This is a genomic window from Nannocystis exedens (assembly GCF_002343915.1).
GTDB classification, from domain to species: domain Bacteria; phylum Myxococcota_A; class Polyangia; order Nannocystales; family Nannocystaceae; genus Nannocystis; species Nannocystis exedens.
In genome coordinates, this window is the sequence record NZ_NETK01000001.1 from 720,802 (window position 1) to 739,825 (window position 19,024).

The 19,024-nt window shown below is 71.8% G+C and carries 16 protein-coding genes and 1 riboswitch; of the genes, 3 read left to right on the forward strand and 13 right to left on the reverse strand.

The window, feature by feature from the left end; genetic code table 11:
- From ptsP to NAEX_RS02775, 13 genes are all read right to left on the reverse strand, one after another.
- Complete coding sequence (ptsP, locus tag NAEX_RS02715; RefSeq protein WP_096325958.1) at positions 1-1,824, reverse strand: phosphoenolpyruvate--protein phosphotransferase; 1,824 nt, start codon at positions 1,822-1,824, stop codon at positions 1-3.
- Complete coding sequence (locus NAEX_RS02720) at positions 1,821-2,096, reverse strand: HPr family phosphocarrier protein (RefSeq protein ID WP_211302344.1); 276 nt, start codon at positions 2,094-2,096, stop codon at positions 1,821-1,823. Before NAEX_RS02720 ends, ptsP begins: the two co-directional genes overlap by 4 nt.
- A complete protein-coding gene (locus NAEX_RS02725) occupies positions 2,093-2,521 on the reverse strand; it encodes a PTS sugar transporter subunit IIA (protein WP_096325959.1) in 429 nt (142 codons plus the stop codon). Before NAEX_RS02725 ends, NAEX_RS02720 begins: the two co-directional genes overlap by 4 nt.
- Entirely contained in the window at positions 2,514-3,392 is an 879-nt protein-coding gene (gene rapZ, locus NAEX_RS02730) for an RNase adapter RapZ (protein WP_245913593.1), read from the reverse strand. The genes NAEX_RS02725 and rapZ overlap by 8 nt, the downstream gene beginning before the upstream one ends.
- A gap of 2 nt (positions 3,393-3,394) precedes the next feature.
- Positions 3,395-4,426, reverse strand: coding sequence for an HPr(Ser) kinase/phosphatase (hprK, locus tag NAEX_RS02735; RefSeq protein WP_096325960.1), 1,032 nt, complete (start codon positions 4,424-4,426; stop codon positions 3,395-3,397).
- A gap of 68 nt (positions 4,427-4,494) precedes the next feature.
- Positions 4,495-5,148 (reverse strand): ribosome hibernation-promoting factor, HPF/YfiA family, encoded by a 654-nt coding sequence (gene hpf / locus NAEX_RS02740; RefSeq protein ID WP_096325961.1) that lies wholly within the window; start codon positions 5,146-5,148, stop codon positions 4,495-4,497.
- Positions 5,149-5,243: 95 nt separating this feature from the next.
- Positions 5,244-6,728, reverse strand: coding sequence for an RNA polymerase factor sigma-54 (gene rpoN / locus NAEX_RS02745; RefSeq protein ID WP_096325962.1), 1,485 nt, complete (start codon positions 6,726-6,728; stop codon positions 5,244-5,246).
- A gap of 201 nt (positions 6,729-6,929) precedes the next feature.
- On the reverse strand, positions 6,930-8,561 hold the full coding sequence (locus tag NAEX_RS02750) for a CTP synthase (protein WP_096325963.1): 1,632 nt from the start codon (positions 8,559-8,561) through the stop codon (positions 6,930-6,932).
- Positions 8,562-8,664: 103 nt separating this feature from the next.
- Positions 8,665-10,176, reverse strand: a complete 1,512-nt coding sequence (locus NAEX_RS02755; protein WP_096325964.1) for an acetyl-CoA carboxylase biotin carboxylase subunit — start codon at positions 10,174-10,176, stop codon at positions 8,665-8,667.
- 45 nt (positions 10,177-10,221) lie between these two features.
- On the reverse strand, positions 10,222-10,551 hold the full coding sequence (locus NAEX_RS02760) for a hypothetical protein (RefSeq protein ID WP_143140402.1): 330 nt from the start codon (positions 10,549-10,551) through the stop codon (positions 10,222-10,224).
- A 10-nt stretch (positions 10,552-10,561) separates the two neighbouring features.
- The gene (rpoZ, locus tag NAEX_RS54330) at positions 10,562-11,122 is read right to left on the reverse strand and encodes a DNA-directed RNA polymerase subunit omega (protein WP_096325966.1); all 561 of its coding nucleotides are present in this window, start codon (positions 11,120-11,122) and stop codon (positions 10,562-10,564) included.
- A 98-nt stretch (positions 11,123-11,220) separates the two neighbouring features.
- Positions 11,221-11,652, reverse strand: a complete 432-nt coding sequence (locus tag NAEX_RS02770; RefSeq protein WP_096325967.1) for a tellurite resistance TerB family protein — start codon at positions 11,650-11,652, stop codon at positions 11,221-11,223.
- A 164-nt stretch (positions 11,653-11,816) separates the two neighbouring features.
- Positions 11,817-13,469 carry a hypothetical protein gene (locus tag NAEX_RS02775; RefSeq protein WP_096325968.1) on the reverse strand — a complete coding sequence of 551 codons (1,653 nt, stop codon included), beginning with the start codon at positions 13,467-13,469 and terminating at the stop codon, positions 11,817-11,819.
- Positions 13,470-13,645: 176 nt separating this feature from the next.
- A riboswitch (cobalamin riboswitch) is annotated at positions 13,646-13,878 on the forward strand.
- Between the two features lie 476 nt (positions 13,879-14,354).
- Between NAEX_RS02775 and NAEX_RS02780 the strand changes: the two genes are divergently transcribed.
- Genes NAEX_RS02780 through NAEX_RS02790 form a run of 3 tightly spaced genes read left to right on the forward strand, consistent with a single transcriptional unit; the run spans position 14,355 to position 18,932 of the window.
- The gene (locus NAEX_RS02780) at positions 14,355-16,448 is read left to right on the forward strand and encodes a TonB-dependent receptor plug domain-containing protein (RefSeq protein WP_143140403.1); all 2,094 of its coding nucleotides are present in this window, start codon (positions 14,355-14,357) and stop codon (positions 16,446-16,448) included.
- Entirely contained in the window at positions 16,445-17,698 is a 1,254-nt protein-coding gene (locus tag NAEX_RS49470; protein WP_170135397.1) for a hypothetical protein, read from the forward strand. Before NAEX_RS02780 ends, NAEX_RS49470 begins: the two co-directional genes overlap by 4 nt.
- Before the next feature lie 19 nt (positions 17,699-17,717).
- Complete coding sequence (locus tag NAEX_RS02790) at positions 17,718-18,932, forward strand: hypothetical protein (protein WP_143140404.1); 1,215 nt, start codon at positions 17,718-17,720, stop codon at positions 18,930-18,932.
- Positions 18,933-19,024 lie beyond the last annotated feature (92 nt).

The following is a 19,024-nucleotide window of genomic DNA, read 5'->3' on the forward strand; positions in this document are numbered from 1 at the left end:
TCACGGTCCGCCCTCGCCTTCGCTGCAGCCGTGGCGGAGGTGCTCGGGGAAGCGCGCGCGCATGGTCGCCAGCACCAGCTCGTCGGCCTCGCTGGCGGAGTCGACCTTGAGCACGCGCTCGGCCAGCTCCTTCATGTCGTCGGTCTTCGACGAGCGGATGATGTGCTTGATGACGGGGATCGCGCTCGGGTGCATCGACAGCTCGGCGACGCCGAGGCCGAGCAAGACCCAGGTGTAGCGCGGGTCGGCGGCCATCTCGCCGCACAGGCTGACCGGCACGTGGTTGCGCGCGCCGGCCTCGGCGACCTCCTTGATGAGGCGGAGGATCGCCGGGTGCATCGGCTGGTAGAGGTACGAGACGGCCTCGTTCTCGCGGTCGATCGCCAGCGTGTACTGAATGAGGTCGTTGGTGCCGATGCTGAGGAAGTCGACGCGGCGGGCGAAGTGCTCGGCGGTGAGGGCCGCCGCCGGCGTCTCGATCATGACGCCGATGTCGATGTCGTCGGCGTGCGCGACCCCGGCGGTGGCCAGCTGATCGCGCGCCTCCTCGATCGCGTCGAGGCCGGCGCCGAGCTCGTCGACGCCGCCCACCAGCGGCAGCATGATCGCCAGCGGACCGTGCACGCCGGCGCGGAGGAAGCCGCGGAGCTGGGCGAGGAACATGTCGCGCTCGCGCAGCGCGAGCCGTAGCGACCGCATGCCCATGGCCGGGTTGCGCTCATCCTCGAGCTCGAGCAGCTTCGTCGGCTTGTCGGCGCCGAGGTCGAAGGTGCGGAACACCACCGTGTAGGGGGCGCAGCGCCGCAGGACGTGCTTCGCCATGCGGTAGTGCTCCTCCTCGCTCGGGAGCGTGTCGCGGTTCATGAACATGTACTCGCTGCGGTAGAGGCCGACGCCCTCGGCGCCGTGGCGCAGGGCGAGGTCGAGCTCCTCCGAGATGGCGATGTTGGCGCGCACGCGCACGTGCAAGCCGTCGAGCGAGACGGCGGGGAAGGCGTGCTCCTTGCGGATCTTCTGCTCGAAGGCGAGGTGGCGCTCGCGCTCGGCCTGAAAGTGAGCGACCTCTTCGGGCGTCGGCCGGACGATGATGCGTCCGCGCACCGCGTCGACGACGATGAGGTCGCCGGCGTCGACCGCGGCCAGGACGTCGTCGACGCCGACCACCGCGGGGATCTGCAGCGAGCGCGCCATGATGGCACTGTGGGAGGTCTTGCCGCCGACGCCAGTCACGAGCCCGGCGACCTGGCAGCGGTGCATCCGCGCGGTGTCGGCGGGGCTGAGGTCTTGCGCCACCACCACCGAACCGGCCGGCGGATCGATCTCGTCGCCGTGCTCGCCGAGCAGCGCCTGCAGCACGTTCTCGATCAGGTAGGTGAGGTCGCTGCCGCGCTCGCGGAAGTAGTTGTCGTCGGCGTTGCCGAGGACCTCGAGGATCTGGTCGGTGACGGTGGTGAGCGCCCACTCGGCGTTGGCGAGCTCCTCGCGGATCAGCGTCTCGGTGCGCTGGATCAGATCCGGGTCGCGCAGGATCATCTGCTGCGCCTTCAAGATCTGGCGGTGCTCGCCGTGCGGGAGCCGGCTCTTGACGACCTCGATCTGCTGCCGGCACGCGCGCAGGGCCTCGTGCAGGCGCTCGATCTCGGCCTCGACCCGGTCGCGGTCGATGTGGGTGTGGAGGACGTGGACGCGCCGGCGATCGACGACGTAGGCCGGGCCGATGCCGACGCCGGGACTGGCGGCCGCGCCGTCCATCTCGCGGCGCAGGCCGAGGTCGGCCTGGCGAAACAAGCCCGAGAAGGCGGCGCTCTCCGCTCCGTCGTTCACAGCTCTCCGAACCCGTTTTTGATCAGCTTGCTCAGCGCGTCGAAGGCCGGCGTGGCGTCGGCCCCCTCGACGCGAAGCATGACACGGCTGCCCTGGCCGCACGCGAGCATGAGCACGCCGAGGATGCTCTTGGCGTTGACCTCGGTGCCCTCGCGCGCGATCCAGACGTCGGACTTGAACTTGTTGGCCAGGTTCACCAGCTTGCTCGCGGCCCGGGCGTGGAGCCCGAGCTTGTTGACGATCTCGAACTCACCCTGCATCTGCTTGCTCATGCGGTGCTCTCCTTGGCGGGCGCGGGCGACGGGACGTGGACGGCGAGGGCCCGCTTGGCGGAGTCGGCGCAGGTGCGCGCGAGCTCCTCGGGGGACAGCGTGGCGCGATCGAGGCTGGCGAGCTTGAGCAGGATGTTGAAGCTGAGCCCGCTGAGCACCACGGGCGGCGCCGCGGCCTCGCGGATCCCGCACGAGCACGGGCTGGCGCCGTAGGCGTCGGCGATCATCAGGACGCCACGGCCGCGCTCGGCGGCCGCGAGCGCGGCCTTGAGGCGCGTCTTGAGGTCGTCGGTCTCGCCGCGGCCGGCGTCGACGGCGATGACGTCGGCCAGCGCCGTCTCGCCGCACACGCCGCGCGCGGCCTCCAACAAGGCGCTGGCGCTGCGCCCGTGTCCCACGAGGACGATGCCGACCTGCTCAGGCATGGACCGTCTCCTTGGCCGCCGCTTCCGGGAGGTCGCGGTGGCGGATGATGAGCTGCGGCGGCGGCCGCGACAGCGGTTCGCCCGCGGACAGCCGTTGCGCGAGGGCTTCCGTCAAGGCCACGCTACGATGCTGCCCGCCGGTACAGCCGAGCGCAACGGTGAGGTAAGAGCGCCCTTCGCGCACGCTGCGCGGGACGACGAAGCGGAGCAGGCCCTCGAGGTGGTCGAGGAGCACCGTGGCGTCGGTCTGGCCGAGCACGAAGGCGGCGACCTCGGCGTCGAGGCCGGTGCGCGGGCGCAAGGTCGCGACGTCGTAGGGGTTGGCGAGGAAGCGGACGTCGAACACGAGGTCGGCGAAGCTCGGCAGGCCGGTCTTGAAGCCGAACGACGTCAGCACGAGGTGGAGCACCGAGGCGGCGCTGTAGCGGTCGCGGATCATCTGCCGGAGCTCGCGCGCCCGCAGGCCGCCGGTGTCGATGGTGGCGGTGGTGCGCGCCCGCAGCGAGCGCAAGCCCGCGCGCTCGTCGGTGATCGCGTCCGGCAGCTCGCCGAGCGGGTGGCGCCGGCGGGTCTCGGCGAACCGGCGCACGAGCACGTCGTCGGGGGCGTCGAGGAACAAGATCTCGACGCGGTGGCCGGCCTGCACGAGCTGCAGGTGGACGCTGGCGAAGGCGCCGAGGTGGCCGACCTCGCGCGCGTCGATGCCGACGGCGATCCGCCGCGTCGCCTCCTCGGCGGCCAGGAGCTCGACGAGCTGCGGCAGCAAGAGCACCGGGATGTTGTCGACGCAGTAGAAGCCGATGTCGGCCAGCGCCGCCAGCGCGGTCGACTTGCCCGCCCCGCTCATGCCCGTGACGACGAGCAGCTCCACGACTACTCGACCTCGGGGGAAGGCACGGCGCCGGAGCTGGCGCGCGGGGTCGGCACCGGGACGTCGGGGCCGGGACCGCGGATGTTGGCGCCGCGGGCGCTGGCGGCGATCCGGGCGTTGATCTTCTCCTGGAACTCGCGCGCCGAGTCGTGGCCGCGGAACTTCAGCACCTGGTTGCGGGCGACGACTTCGATCAGCGAGGCGATGTTGCGCCCCGGCCGCAGCGGGATCCTGGCCAACGGGACATCCACGCCGAGGATCGGCCACACCTGCGGCTCGGTGCCGAGGCGGTCGTAGTCCTCCTCCTGGGCCTCGCTGAGCTCGACGACGACCTCGATCTTCTTGTTGTCGCGGACGGCGGCGACGCCGAACAGGTGGGTGATGTTGAGGATCCCGAGGCCCCGGATCTCCATGTGGTGCTGGTGCATCTCGAGGGCCGCGCCCCACACCGTGTCGGGCGGGCGCACCGAGACCTCGACGATGTCGTCGGCGACCAGGCGATGCCCCTTGAGGATCAGGTCGAGCGCCGCCTCGCTCTTGCCGACGCCGCTGCGGCCGATCAGCAGCAGCCCGACGCCGAGCACGTCGATCAGCACGCCGTGGATGGTGGCCCGCGGCGACAGCAGATCCTCCAACTTTCGCGTCAGGCGCGAGATGAAGACCGAGCTCATGAGCGGGCTGCGCAGCACCGGCACGCCGTGGCGGCGCGCGACGTCCATCAGGAAGTCGGGCGGGTCGAGGCCGCGGGAGATCGCCAGACAGCACAGCGGCTTGCTGCAGAACGCCTCGAGGCCCGCCCTCGCCTGCTCCGGCGAGCAGCTCAGCAGGTAGTCGATCTCGGTGAGGCCGAGGACCTGGATCCGGTCGGGGAAGACGTGCTTGACGAAGCCGGACAGCGCGAGCCCGGGCTTTTGGATCCGCATGCTCGTGATCTTGCGGTCGAGCTCGCCCCAGTCGGACAGCAAGGTCAGCTGGAGCGGTTCGGCGGCGGCGTCGAGGAACTTGCCGACCTCGATCGAGGCGTCTCTGCGCATGATGGGCGCAGTTTAGCAGGGGCCGCCCGGCGGGCGCGAGAGCCCGCCGGGGCGCGTTGCGCGGCCGGTCACGTGGCGGCGGCGGCCTCGGCCTCGGTGCCGTTGGGCTCGATCAGGCCGTAGTTGCCGTCTTCGCGCACGTAGACGACGTTGATCTCGCCGGACCCGGCGTTGGTGAACACGTAGAACTGCTTGTGGAGCAGGTTCATCTGCATGATGGCGCCGTCGACGGTCATGCGCTCGGTCGTGACCTCGGTCTGGCGGATGATGACGGGGCGCGACTCCGGCTTGGCGTGACCGTTGCCGTTGTTGAGGGCGGCGACGGTCGCGGCGGCCTCGGCGGCGGCGTCCTCCTCCTCGACGATCTGGTCGACCATGCTCTCGGCGGCGATGACCCCGAGGCGGACCTTGGCCGAACGGCCCTCACTGCTCTTGTGGTGCTTGATCCGCGCCTTGTAGCGCCGCACCTGCCGCTCCATCTTGGCCAGCGCCATGTCGACCGACGAGTACATGTTCTCGGTCGACTCCTGCGCGTGCAGCTGCAGGCCGTTGCGCAGGGTGACGTCGAAGGCGGCGATGTGCATCACCTTGTCGACGGTGAACGTGCAGCTCACCCGCAACGGCTCGGCAAAGTAGCGCTTGATCTTCTCGAGGCGCTCCTCGGCGTAGCCGCGCAGGGCGGTTGAAGACTCCATCTGGCGGAAAACGAAGTGAGTCTGCATCGATCGGGCACCTTCTTGGTGGGTTTGGCTCCGGCCGTGGCCGGCGTCTTCTGATTGTCTGACCGCAAGGCCAGGAAAGGCCAGGCAAATTGGGCTTAAAAGAGCTTACGGCGTTTCGCGCTGGAGAGCACGCCGAGCTGCTCGCGGTACTTGGCGACCGTCCTCCGGGCGATGTCGATGCCTTCCTCCTGCAAGAGCTCGACGAGGCGCTGATCACTGTACGGATGAGCCTCGTCCTCGGCGTCGATGAGCTTCTTGATCCGCTCCTTCACCGCCTCGCTGGCGAGGTCGTCGCCGGTGGTGCGGCTGATGCCGGCGTTGAAGAAATACTTGAGCTCGAAGATGCCCTGCGGGGTGTGGACGTACTTGTTGGTCGTGACCCGCGAGACCGTCGACTCGTGCATCTCGATGTCCTCGGCGACATCCTTGAGGATCAGCGGCCGCAGGTGCTGCGGGCCGCGCTCGAAGAACTCGCGCTGGAACTTGAGGATGCTGCGCGTGACCTTGACGATGGTGCGCTGGCGCTGCTGGATCGAGCGGATGAGCCACTGCGCCGAGCGCATGCGCTCGTGGATGTACTCCTTGGCCTTGGGGTGCTCCCCCACGGCCTCTTTGTAGAGGCCGCTGATCCGCAGCCGCGGCAGGCCGTCGTCGTTCAGCGTGACCACGAACTCGTCGCCGACCTTGATGATGTACACGTCGGGCGTGATGTACTGCGGCGCCTCGACGCCGTAGGCCCGCGCCGGCCGCGGGTCCATGCCCATGATGACCTTGGTGGCCTCGTAGACCTCCTCGAGCGCCTCGCCGGTGTCGCGCGCGACGGCCTGGTAGTTGCGGATCTCGAGGTTGTGCAGGTGCTTGGCGATGATCGCCCGCACCAACGGGTCTTCGACGGGGTGCTCGGGGTGATTGGCCTGCACCCACAGGCACTCGGCGAGGTTGCGCGAGCCGATCGCCACCGGGTCGAGCTGCTGGATCTTCCGCACCAGCATCTCGACCTTGAGCGTCGACACGCCGAGCTTGCGCGCGATCTGGGGGGCGCTCTCCTGCAAGTAACCCGCGGGCGACAGGCAGCGCACGATGTACTCGGCGACCTCCTCGCCGGTCTCGCCGAAGTTCGACAGGCGGACCTGCCACATCAGGTGCTCGGCGAGGGTCTCGGCGCGGGTCAGGGTCGCCTCGATCGAGGGGCCCTCCTCGTCCTCGTTGTTGGTGCGCGTCGTGCTCCCCGCCGACGGCGGCAAGTACTCCATCGAGTCGGCGTAGGCCTCCCAGTCGGCGCCCTCCTTCGGCACCTCGTCGACCTTGACCTCGGGAGCGCTGCGATCCGGCTCCCCCCCCGCCGCCTCCTGCTGCGGCGCGTCGACCGCGTCCTGCAGCTCGACCGAGCTCACCGGCTCCTCGGCGCTGGTCCCGATCTCGTGCGCCTCCTCGAGCAACGGGTTCTCCATCAGCTCGCTGCGCACCAGGTCGACCAGCTCGGGTCGGGACAACTGCAGCAGCTTGATCGCCTGCTGGAGCTGCGGCGTCATCACGAGCTGCGTGCTCATCCGCAGGTCTTGGCGCATCTGAAGTGCCATGGTCCCTCGTCTCGCTAAACCGGTAATTTAGCAGAGCGTACACCTGGAACCAACGGCGACGAGGCGGGTGGCCCCAGCACCCACCTCCACGCTCGCACGCGGTGACGCGCCGTTGATTTGGCGGCGCGCCTCGAATTGCAGCGCAAACGCCGGCCCGTCTCTCCGGGGCCGCGCGCGCCCCGGACCGAGCCGCCAGGGTCCTCAGGCGCGCTCGCGCTGGTACTGCAAAGATGCGGCGATGTACGCCGTAAACAACGGGTGCGGCGCGGTCGGCCGGCTCTTGAATTCGGGGTGGAACTGGCAGCCGACGAAGAACGGGTGCCGGTCCTGCGGCAGCTCGATCATCTCGACGAGGGTGCCGTCCGGCGAGCGACCGGACAGCACGAGCCCGCTGGCCTCGAGCCGGTCGCGGTAGCGGTTGTTGACCTCGTAGCGGTGGCGGTGGCGCTCGGAGATCCGGCTGCGACCGTAGATCCGCGCGGCCAGGCTGCCGGGGGCGAGGTCGCAGTCGTAGGCGCCGAGCCGCATCGTCCCGCCCTTGTCGGCCACGTCCTCCTGCTCGGCCATCAGCGCGATCACGGCCCCGTCGAGCGAGGGGTCGAACTCGGTGCTGTGGGCCCCGGCGAGGCCGGCGACGTGGCGCGCGAACTCGCAGACGGCCATCTGCATGCCGAGGCAAATGCCGAGGTACGGGATCTTGCGCTCGCGGGCGTAGCGGATCGCGGCGATCTTGCCCTCGCTGCCGCGCGAGCCGAACCCGCCCGGGACCAGCACGCCGCCGAGCCCGCCGAGCAGCGCCTCGGCGCCCGAGGCCTGGATCTGCTCGGCGTCGACGTAGACGATGTCGACCGCGGCGTTGCAGGCGAGGCCGCCGTGGACCAGCGCCTCGTGCAGGCTCTTGTAGCTCTCGGCCAGGTCGACGTACTTGCCGACGATGCCGATCGAGACCCGGTGCTGCGGGTGCTCGAGCGTGTCGACGATCCGCCGCCACTCCTCGAGCGGCGGCTCGCGGCTCCAGATGTTGAGCATCTCGCAGATCTTGTCGTCGAGCCCCTCGGCCCGCAGGACCATCGGGACCTTGTAGATGATGTCCTGGTCGGGCAGCGAGATGACGCTGTCGGCCCGCACGTTGGTGAACAGCGCCAGCTTGTCGCGCGTGCCCTTGCTGATCGGCTGCTCGGAGCGGCACACCAGCAGGTCGGGCTGGATGCCGATCTCCCGCATCTTCATCACCGAGTGCTGGGTCGGCTTGGTCTTGAGCTCGCCGGCGGTGCGGATGAACGGGAGCAGCGTGAGGTGCACGAACACGGTGTCGCGCGGGTCGAGCGTCAGCCGCAGCTGCCGGATCGCCTCGAGGAACGGGAGGCTCTCGATGTCGCCGACGGTCCCGCCGATCTCGACGATCAAGAGGTCGAGCCCCTCGGCCGCGGCGAGGATGCAGCTGCGGATCTCGTTGGTCACGTGCGGGATGACCTGGACGGTCTGCCCGAGGTACTCGCCGCGCCGCTCCTTGCGGATCACGGCCTCGTAGATCTGTCCCGAAGTATAATTGCTGTGGCGCGACATCCGGTGCGAGACGAAGCGCTCGTAGTGACCCAGATCGAGGTCGGTCTCGGCGCCGTCGTCGGTGACGAACACCTCGCCGTGCTGGGTCGGGTTCATCGTGCCGGGGTCGACGTTGAGGTACGGATCGAGCTTCTGCAGGCCGATGTTGAGCCCGCGCGCCTCGAGCAGCGCCCCCATCGACGCCGCGCACAGCCCCTTGCCCAGCGAAGAAACGACGCCGCCGGTGACGAAGATGAACTTGGTGTGCTTCCCGCGACTTGATGCCACGGGCCCGTGGTATGGCAAAAAAGCGCGGCCGGATCCATCGCCGCCGCCGGGTGCCTAGCTCACGCGACCGCGCAGAAAGATCGTGCTCGACGGTCGTCCGCCGTCAGCCGCGCCAGCGGACAGAGCGGCGCCAGGCGGACACGTCGGCCTCGCCGCCTTGAGTCGACGCACCACGCGACAGCGAGTCCGCGGCCCGCACCGCGGCGGCCGCAGCGATCGCCCGCGCGTCGGCCTCGCTCGGGACGTGCTCGGCGACGAGGTCGGGGTGCTTGTCGATGTAGCGGGTCGAGAAGTCGCCGGCGAGGAAGTCGGGCTCGCCCAAGCAGCGCAAGTGGAACGCGAGGTTGGTCTCGATGCCCAGGACGACGGTGTCGCGCAGCGCCTCGCGCATGCGAGCCAGCGCGGCGGCGCGGTCGGGGCCCCAGGTGGTGATCTTGGCGATCATCGGGTCGTAGAAGCGCGAGACGACGCTGCCCGAGGCGACGGCGGTGTCGATGCGAATGTTGGCGCCGACCGGCCAGCGGACCAGGCGCACGAGCCCCGGCGAGGGCAGGAACTTGCGCGGGTCCTCGGCGTAGATGCGGCACTCGACGGCGTGCCCGCGCAGCTCGACGTCGGCCTGGGTGTAGCCGAGCGGCTGGCCGGCGGCGACGCGGATCTGGTCCCACACCAGGTCGCGCCCGCAGGTCGCCTCGGTCACCGGGTGCTCGACCTGCAGCCGCGTGTTCATCTCGAGGAAGTAGAAGCGCGGGCCCTTGGCTGTCTCTTCGAACAGGAACTCGACGGTGCCGGCGCCGGTGTAGTCGACGGCCTTGGCCGCGCGCACCGCCACCTCGCCCATGGCCTGGCGCACCGCGGGGGTCATCTGCGGGCTCGGGCTCGGGCTCTCCTCGATCACCTTCTGGTGCCGCCGCTGGACCGAGCAGTCGCGCTCGTTGAGGTAGACGGTCTCGCCGTACTGGTCGGCCATCAGCTGGATCTCGACGTGGCGCGCGTTCAGCACCGCGCGCTCCATCAGCATCCGATCGTCGCCGAACGAGGCCTTGGCCTCGCGCGCGGCGCCCTCGTAGGCCCGCCGCAGCTCGGCGGCGTCGTGCACGATCCGCATGCCCTTGCCGCCGCCGCCGGCCGAGGCCTTGAGCATCACCGGGAAGCCGATCTCGCGCGCGGCGGCCTCGGCCTGCTCGGCGTCGGCGATGTCGTCGAAGCCCGGGACCACCGGCACGCCGGCCTCGCGCATCGCCTTGCGGGCGCCGGCCTTGTCGCCCATCACGTTCATCGCGTGCGCGCTCGGGCCGATGAACACCACGCCCGCTTGCTTGCAGGCCTCGACGAAGTAGGCGCGCTCGCTGAGGAAGCCGTAGCCGGGGTGGATGGCCTCGGCCCCGGTCGCCTTGGCGGCGGCGAGGATCCGGTCGACGCGCAGGTAACTCTCGGCGGCCGGCGCGGCGCCGATGTGGACCGACTCGTCGGCCATCGTGGTGTGCAGGGCGTCGCGGTCGGCGTCGCTGTACACGGCCACGGTGGCGATCCCACGCTCGGCGCAGGTTCGGAACACGCGCAGGGCGATCTCACCGCGGTTGGCGACCAGGATCTTGCGAAAAGGCGGCGTCATGGCAGAACGCCGGATCGGTAGCACAAAACGCGGGACCGCGCGGCCTCAGCGATGCGTGCGCGCGGGCTGCCAGGGGCCGAGCGCTCCCTGCTGCTGCGGCGAGGTCTCGGGCTCGTGGGCCGCAGGAGCGTCGACGGCCGGGGCGGCGACCTCGGGCTTCATGGATCCTTCTTCATGCTCGCTGCCCTGCCCGCCCCCGGCGCTCGCGCGCCGCTCGGTCACCCCGATCGGCGTCGCCATCGGCGGGGGCGGCGGGGTCGGCCACAGCGGCGGCGGCGTCTTGTCGACGCAGCTCGCAAGAAGCAGGAGCGGCCCGAACAGCGCGACGAGCACCCCTGCGGTGCTGCGGCGCGAGCTCGGGCCGGACGATCGCACGGGCTCCTCGCTACTCGTCGTCCTCTTCGGCCTCGCCGCCGGAGAGCTCCTCGTCGTCGAGGCCCGCGTCGTCGAGATCCTCGAGGCCGGCGGCGTCGTCGAGGTCGGGGGCCGGGCCCAGCTCCTCTTCCTCTTCGCCGGCTTCCTCGGTCTCGGTCTCGGTCTCCTCGACGTCGACGTTCTCGTCGCCCTCGGTGGTCTCGGGGGCCATGCCGACCTTCTCGAAGTCCGCCGTGAGCTCGGGGATGGTGTCACCCTCTTCCGACTCCTCCTCGCCCTCGATGACGCTGAAGGCCGCGGCCTCGAGGAAGGTGTTGTCGTTGCTGGTGAGCTTGAGCTTCTGGCGCTGCTCCTCGATGAAGTCGAGCATGACGCCGGTGATCTGCTCCTGGTAGCGGACCTGGCCGCCCTCGATCTCGCGGAGGGCGGTCACGGCCTGCTTGTTGTCGCAGACGACCTGGGCGGTGCCCTTGCCCTCCAGCAGCGCCCGAGCCCGGCGGGCGGCGAGGATCGTGAGGGCGAAGCGGTTGGGAATCAGCTCGAGGCAGTCTTCGACGGTGACGCGGGCCATGGGGGGCGGAGTATGGGGGGAGAGGGGCGAAGGCGCAAGTCCCGGCCGGGCGGCTCAGAACGGCCGCCCTCGGCGAAGACCGCGGCGGCTCACATGACTCACATCTCGATGAGGAGCTGCTGGCCGCGCTCGCGCAGGTCGAGCGTGTCGCGGACCCAGGCGATGAAGGCGGTGGCGTGCTCCCGGCGGAAGTTGAAGGCCTCGGCCAGGAACAGCAGCGCGTCCATCTCGCCGTCGACGATCTTGTTGTCGGCGAGGGCGGCGCAGACGGCCTGGTAGAACAGGAAGATCCGCGCCTCGCGGTGCTGGACCGACCGCGCCACGTTGGACAGGTCGGACGGGTGGGAGAACTCGCGCCGGACCAGGTCACGCTCCTCGGGGAGGAGCATCATCTGTCCCATCAGCTCCTCGACGAAGTGGCGCTCGCTGTCGGAGACCTGGTTGTCGCGGGATGCCATGATCGCCACGGCGCGGGCGACAGCCACCTGCTCCTCGGGGGTGATGAGCTCTGCGATCGGGAAGTCGAGCATCCGCTTACTCCAGTCGGCCCAGGCTAACCCAAGTCCAAGGTCCTGGATAGCCGGCGCGGGCGCGCGTCCGCGGGCCAGAAATCACTCGCCGCACGCGAGCGGACCGCGCGCCGCGACCGCGCGCGGAGTAGATCTCCCGCGCGGCGCGACGGCGGCCCGTGGACTCACTCGGCGGCCTTGAGGCGATCCGGGCGGTGAAGCCAGCGGACGGCCGTGGGCTCGACGGCGCTGTCGCCCTCCGGCGCGCGCAAGGTGAGACGCTGCAGCTGACGACCGTCGAAGTCGGCCGGCAGCGGCGCGACGATGTTGAGGGTGGTGCCGTGCGGCCGGACGCTGACCTGGGCGGCCACCGGGGTGGTGCCGTCGGCGAACTCGAAGTCGACGGTGTGGGTGGCGCTGCGCGGGGCGTCGGCGGCGAGCGAGCCGGGCGCCGTCCACCACATCTCCTGGCCGTCGTCGATGGCGCCGAGGAGCAGGCCGCCCTCGCCCGGGTGATCGTCGTGGCCCGGCGCCGGCGCGCCCTCGAGGTCCCACGAGCTGAGGGTGCGGATCCGCTGGTAGGTCGCGTTCCACTGCCAGTCCGAGACCCACGTCGAGCCGCAGTAGCTCATGTAGTCGGAGTGCGTGCTCGGGTGACGCAGGCGGATGTCCTGGATGCCGAAGCCCCACACGCCGATGACGCCGTTGGCGTGCGGGTAGGTGCCGTCGTTGCCCTGCGAGTTGCCGCCGGGGCACTCGATGTGGCGCCGGCCCTGGGTGTGGCCGATCTCGTGGACGAAGGTGTCCGCGGCGCCGCTGTTGAGCTGACCCGCGGCGGCCCGGCGCGAGGCGTCGGACTTGTCGGGCCCGGTGATGTCGGCGGCGAGGCCGACGGTGCAGCCCGAGGAGATGCCGCTGCCGCCGCCGATGCACTCGCCGCAGTTGTCGAACAGCCCGTAGTAGTAGACGTTCGGGTCGGCGCCCTCGGCGGTGCGCAGCTGGCTCATCTCGCTGACGAGCCGCGACAGGCCCTGGTACGCGGTCATGTCGTAGGTCACCGGGTACGGCTCGTGGACGGTGAACTCGAGCGACTCGAGCGCGTTCTGCTGGAACAGCGCCTGCTTGAACTTGCTCTCGATCGCCGCGGGGTCGACCGTCGCCTGGCAGCCGCCGAAGTCGTAGGCGACCGGGACGAGGACGACGCGCATGTTGGCGACCGCGTTCTCGATGCCGACGAACGCGGTGCCGCTGTACGGCGCCTGCGGCGGCACGTCGCCTTCCGGGGTGTCCTCCTGGCCAGGTGCCGTCTCCCACAGGCTGATGCTGTACTTCAGGCCAGGTTGGACGTGCTCGGCCTTGACGCCGAACGAGAAGGTGCTGGTGATGTCGGAGTCGCGCGAGTCGTTCTCGACCAGCATCTTGGCCGTGTAGACCTTGTCGACCCCGCCGCCGGTGAGGTGGAGCCGCGCCTCGAGCTCGCGCGGCACCCAGCCCTCGGGCAGCTTGAAGTAGGCGCGGACCAGGGTGTCGCGCCGCGCCGGCAGGTAGGCCACGCGATCGGCCCCGGGGACCTCGGCGCCGTCCTTGCCGATCGCCACCGCCACGCCCGAGTTGGCCTCGACGCGGTCGATGACGATCCCGCCGCGCGCCGGGAACGGCTCGAACGGCTCGCCCGTGGTCGGCTCGGCGGTGGTGTCACCGCCGGTCGAGTCGTCGCTGGTGGCGCTCGTGGCGGTCGTGTCGGGCGCTTCCGTACCCGAGGCACCGCCGTCGTCCGAACACGCGGACGCGACCGACAGACAGAGGAGAGGCGCGAGAGCGATGGAGGAGCGCAGCATGTTTCGGAACTTACGTTTTTTTTATGGGCCTCTCAACTCGCAAAACCCCGGCGGTCCGGGAAAAGCACGCGCGAAACGTGTGAGTCAGCGCGCGATCGCGCCGTTGACAATCGCGCGCCCGAAAGCGCAGTAAGGCCCTCGCCTCGCCCGAAACAGGTCCGAGGCGCGCTGCTTGACAAGCCATCCACGCACGCGGTCGGGCTGGATCTCCAGCCCGGTTCGAAGAGGGAAATCGGTGCGGTGCCTCGACTCACGTCGTCGGCGCCCAGTCCGATGCGGCTCCCGCCACTGTGAACGGCGACGAGACCGGCGACCCCGCAAAGGGGACCACTGCGGCCATGGGCCGTGGGAAGGCGCCGGTCGAGGATGACCCGTGAGCCAGGAGACCTGCCGCGTGCCACGTCCGCCCGCGCCGTTCGGCCCGTGGCGGGAGGTCGCGGGAGTTCGACCTCGGGCGCGTTCGCGTGGCCCCGCTCCTGCGATCCGCATGCACGGCTGCGGCCGTGACGGCTCTCGGACCCGAGAGCCTGGTGAGACGGGAGTTCACTCGCCATCGCACTCGCCCCCTTCATACCGGGCCTCCGCGGCCTCGTCCGTGCCGCCGTCGCGGCGTTCGTCGTGATCCCGAGCGCCGCCGCGCGCGGCTCGGCGAGCCGCGACGGCCGGAGCGCGAGCGATGGCGCCGAGTCGGCCGGCGCCGCGCTTCGTCATGAAGAAGAGGCCGCGCGGAGCACCGACCCGACGCGCGCGGGAGACGGGGCCACCGACGCGACGCGAGCCGGAGACGGGGCCGCCGCGGCCGGCCCGGCGAAGCACCGCGAGCCCGCCGCGCGGCCCTCCCCTGCCGGCCGCGCTCGCGGCCGCGCGGGGCCGTACCGCACGGTGGTGCGCGCCGGCGACGGCGACGGCCTCGACGCCCAGCGCCGCCTCGACGCCCAGCGGCCGGGGTTTCACACCGCGATCGAGCTGGCCGCCGAGCGCGGGGCACGGTCGGCCGACGGCCTGCCGGAGATCCTCGCGCGCAGCGCCGGCGCCACCGTGCGCAGCCTCGGCGGCCTCGGGCAGTACTCGGCGCTGTCGCTGCGCGGCTCCTCGGCCCAGCAGGTCGCGCTGTTCCTCGACGGCGTGCCGCTGTCGGCCGGCAGCGGCGGCGTCGTCAACCTCGCCGACCTGCCGCTCGACGCCCTCGGCGCCGTCACCATCTACCGCGGCCTGGTGCCGATCGCCTACGGCGGGGCCGCGCTCGGCGGCGCCGTCGACCTCGGCTCCGACCTGCGCTGCGCCCCCGCCCCGCGCCTGCGCGCGGTCGTCGGCGCCGGCTCGTTCGCCGCCCGTGAGGCCCGCGTCGGCGCCACCGTCCCGCTCGTGGCGCGCTCTTCGAGACATGCCCGATCGGGCATGCCCCGAAAGACATCTGCGGCGCACTGCCTCGACGTGCGCGCCGGCTACACCGGCTCGGCCGGCGACTTCCGCTTCCACAACATCGGCGAGACCCCGCTCGACCCGAGCGACGACCGCCTCGACCGCCGCGTCAACAACGGCTACGACCGCGCCCTGGCCCAGGTGGCCGTCCACGGCCGGGTCGGCGACCTGCGCTACAGCGTGCAGGAGCTGGTGTTCGTCAAGGAGCAGGGCGTGCCGAGCATGGCCACCGGAGCCCAGGCGCGGCACACCCGGCTGGGGACGGTGGCGGCGCGGACGGTCGCGCGCGTCCGCCGAACCTGGCCCGCAGGACATGTCGAGGGCGTGTTCGGCGTGCTCGCCGAGCAGGTCCGCTTCCGCGACCCGGCCGGCGAGATCGGCCTCGCCCGCGACGACCAGCGCACCCGCGCGCTCGACCTCTACGCCTCGCCGCGCGGCCGCGTCGGCGTGTGGCGCGGCGCCGAGATCGGCCTGGTCGCCGACGTGCGCGGCGAGCTCGTCCGCGTCGACGAGCGGGCCGCCTCGACCGGGCCGCTCGGGGCCACCGGCGACGCCGATCGCCGGCGCGTCGCCGGCGGCCTCGGGCTCGAGCTCGACCAGCGCCTGCTCGCCGGGCGCCTGCAGCTCGCCCCCGCGGTGCGGCTCGACGTCCTCCGCAGCGCCTTCGCCGTGCCCGCGGGCCAGGGCGAGCAGAGCGACGAGGGCCGCGATCACACCAGTTTCGGCGTCTCGCCGCGGCTCGGCATGCGTCTGTCTCTTCGGCCAGGTATCAGCCTGCGCGCCAGCGCCGGCCGCTACTTCCGCCCGCCGACCCTCGTCGAGCTGTTCGGCGATCGCGGCTACGCCGTCGGCAACGAGGGCCTCCGCCCCGAGCGCGGCACCGGCCTCGACGGCGGCCTCGTCGTCGGCACCCCGCCCGCGCGCACCAGCCTGTACGCCCACGCGGCCGGGTTCGTCACCTGGTCCGAGGACCTGATCGCGTGGACGCAGACCGGCCCTTACTTGCGGCCGACCAACCTCGATCGCGCCCGCGTCGCCGGCCTCGAGGCCGCGGCCGCGCTGCGCCTGCTCGGCGGCGACCTCGAGCTGCGCGGCAACTACACCCTGCTCGCCACCCGCAACGGCAGCGCCGAGCCGTCGATGCGCGGCCAGCCGCTGCCGGGTCGCCCGCGCCACGAGCTGTTCGTGCAGGTCGTCGCCGGCCACGCCTACGACCTCCGCGGCCGCGAGTTCTTCCCGCGCCTCGGCGCCACCTTCGAGCACGCCGCGCGGACCTTCCTCGATCCGAGCGGCCGCTTCGAGGTCCCGGCGCGCACCCTCGTCGGCGCCTTCCTCGAGCTGCACCTGCTGCAGCGGATCCACCTCGCCCTCGAGGTCCGCAACTTGCTCGGCGCCCGCGTCGCCGCCTGGCGCCCCCCGGTCGCCGGCGGCCCGACGGTGACCGTCCCGATCAGCGACTTCTTCTTCTTCCCGCTCCCCGGCACCAGCCTCTGGACCACCCTGCGCGTCGACCTCCAGCCCTCGCGCCGCCCGCGAACCACCGAGAGACCGTCATGATCAGCCGCCCCGCCCTCCTCACCACCGCCCTCGCCCTCGCCGCCTGCAACCCCTCCAAGGGCGACACCGACACCGACACCGACGCCGACACCGACACCGGCACCGATACCGAAGGACATGGCACGACGGACATGTCCCCGACGACAGGCGAGGCGCCGGTGGTCGTCGAGCTCGACGCGCCGTGCGACTTCGGGCCCGACGACGCGAGCGAGCTGGCGCTGGTGACCAACGACTTCGTGACGCCGGCCGGGCTCGGCCGGGTGGACGCGGGCGACCTCGCCGTCACCGCCGACATCCTGCCGGCGACCACCGACACCGTCCTCGGCGCCACCGGCGACTGGCTGGTCATGGTCCACCGCTTCGGCCACAACCGCATCGACGTGGTCGACCGCGCCGGCGAGTGGCTGCTGCGCGGCTCGGTCGACGTCACCCACCCCGCCTCGGACGATCCCAACCCGCAGGGCGTCACCTTCGCCGCCGACGGCCTCGCCTACGTGCCGCTGTTCGCGGCGCCGGCGGTCCAGATCTACGACTTCTCCGCGGCCGACTCGTCGACCTGGTTGCAGGGCGAGATCGACCTGTCGCCGGTCGCCGACGCCGACGGCAGCCCCGAGGCCGGGGTCGCGCTCGCCTGCGGCGGGGTGCTGTTCGTCGGCGTCCAGCGCCTCGTCGACTTCGCGCCGGTCGACAACAGCTACCTCGTCGCCGTCGACCTCGCCGCGCGCGCCGTCCTCGACCTCGACGCCGCGACCGAGGGCACCCAGGGCATCGCGCTGCTCGGCCCCTACCCCAAGCAGATCCGCCGCGACCCGGCCGACGCCGCCGGCCACACCGCGCTGGTCCTGACCTCCGGCGTCGAGCGCGTCGACCTGTCCCGCGGGACCGCCGAGTGGGCGGTCGCGCCCGAAGTGCTCGCGGAGGCCGGGATCGACGGCTTCGACCCGCAGGCGTTCGTGCTCGCGCAGGGCGGCGCCTCGATCTTCCTCGCCGCCACCGACGGCGAGTTCCCGGCCGCCGCCGTGTTCCACGTCGGCCTCGACGGCGGCGAGCCGGCCGCGCCGGTCAAGGTGATGGAGGGCCTGAACTCCGGCGAGAAGATGCTCGAGCGGGTCGGCGGCTTCCTGTGGATCGGCGACGCCGACCCGGCCGACCCGCGCGTCCGCGTCTACGACCCCGCCACCCAGAACGAGCTGCAGGGCGACGGGCTCAAGACCGCGGTCGCCCCGTGGACCTTCATCCCCCTGCCCTGAGAGCCAGGTCCTCATGCACATGTCCGTTCGTACCTGTACTTTCGCGCTTGTCGGGATCGCCTGCGACCCCGGCGGCCCGCCCGCGGACGAGGCGCCGCCGGCCGCGGACGCGCCGCCGCCGATCGCGGGCTGGCCGCGCGAGGTCGGGGCCTGCGTCGGCGAGCCGGCGGCGCCGACCCGCCTGCTCGTGACCACCACCGACTTCGCCACCGGCGGGATCAGCACGGTGGCGCTGGCCGACTTCACGGCCGAGGCCGACGTCGCGCTCGGCAGCACCGACGCCAAGCCGTTCTGGTACGACGGCGTCGCCTACGTGCTGCACCGCTACGGCCTCGACGCGCTCGACGTGCTCGACCCCGACGACGGCTTCCGCCTGCTGGCGCAGCGGGCGATCGTCGCCGAAGATCCCGCGGTCGTCAGCGCGAACCCGCACGCCCTGGTGGTCGGCGCCGACGGGCGCGGCTACGTCTCGCTGTTCGGCGCCCCCGAGGTGCAGGTGTGGGACCTGGCCGACGGGACAGATCCAGCCCTGACCGGGCGCATCGATCTCGGGCCGCTGGCCGACGCCGACGGCAACCCGGAGGCCTCCGACCTGCTGCTGTGCGGCGGCGTGCTGTTCGTCGCCGTCGACCGCGTCGACCAGGACGCCGGCCTGGTGCCCAACGAGCCGCGCGCCCGTCTCGCGGCCGTCGATCTCGCCAGCGGCGCCGTCCACGACCTCGAGCCCGAGGTGCCCGGCGCCCAGGGCCTGGCGCTGCTCGGCTCGTGGGCCCGGCAGCTCCGGCTCGACCCCGCCGATCCCTCGGGCCGGACCGCGCTGGTCCTGACCACCGGGCTCGAGCGCGTCGACCTGTCCTCCGGGACATCCACGTGGGCGGTCGCCGACGCGCGCCTGCAGGCGGCCGGCCTGACCGACTACCGCCAGCCGCAGGCGTTCGACCTCGGCCCCGGCGGCGCCGACATCTACCTCGCCGCCTACCGCGCCGACTTCGGCGAGCTGGCGCTGTTCCGCGCCGCGCTCGACCGCGACGAGCCGCTGGAGGAGATCGCGGCCGGCCTGCAATCGGTCGAGCAGAGCCTCGAGGTCGTCGGCGACATCCTCTACTTCGGCGACCGGGCCCACGGGGCCTCGGGCCTGCGCGCGTGGGACCTGCGCCAGCACCCGCCGGCCCCGCTGCAAGGCGCCCCGCTCGCGCTCGGTCTCGCCCCGTACGCGGCCGTGGCGATCCCGTGAACGCCATGTCCGCGGTCCGCGAGCGAGCCCCGGCGATCTCGTCCCGGTCACGCCGACAAACCGTCCCCGACGCGGCCCGGCCGCGATCCGCG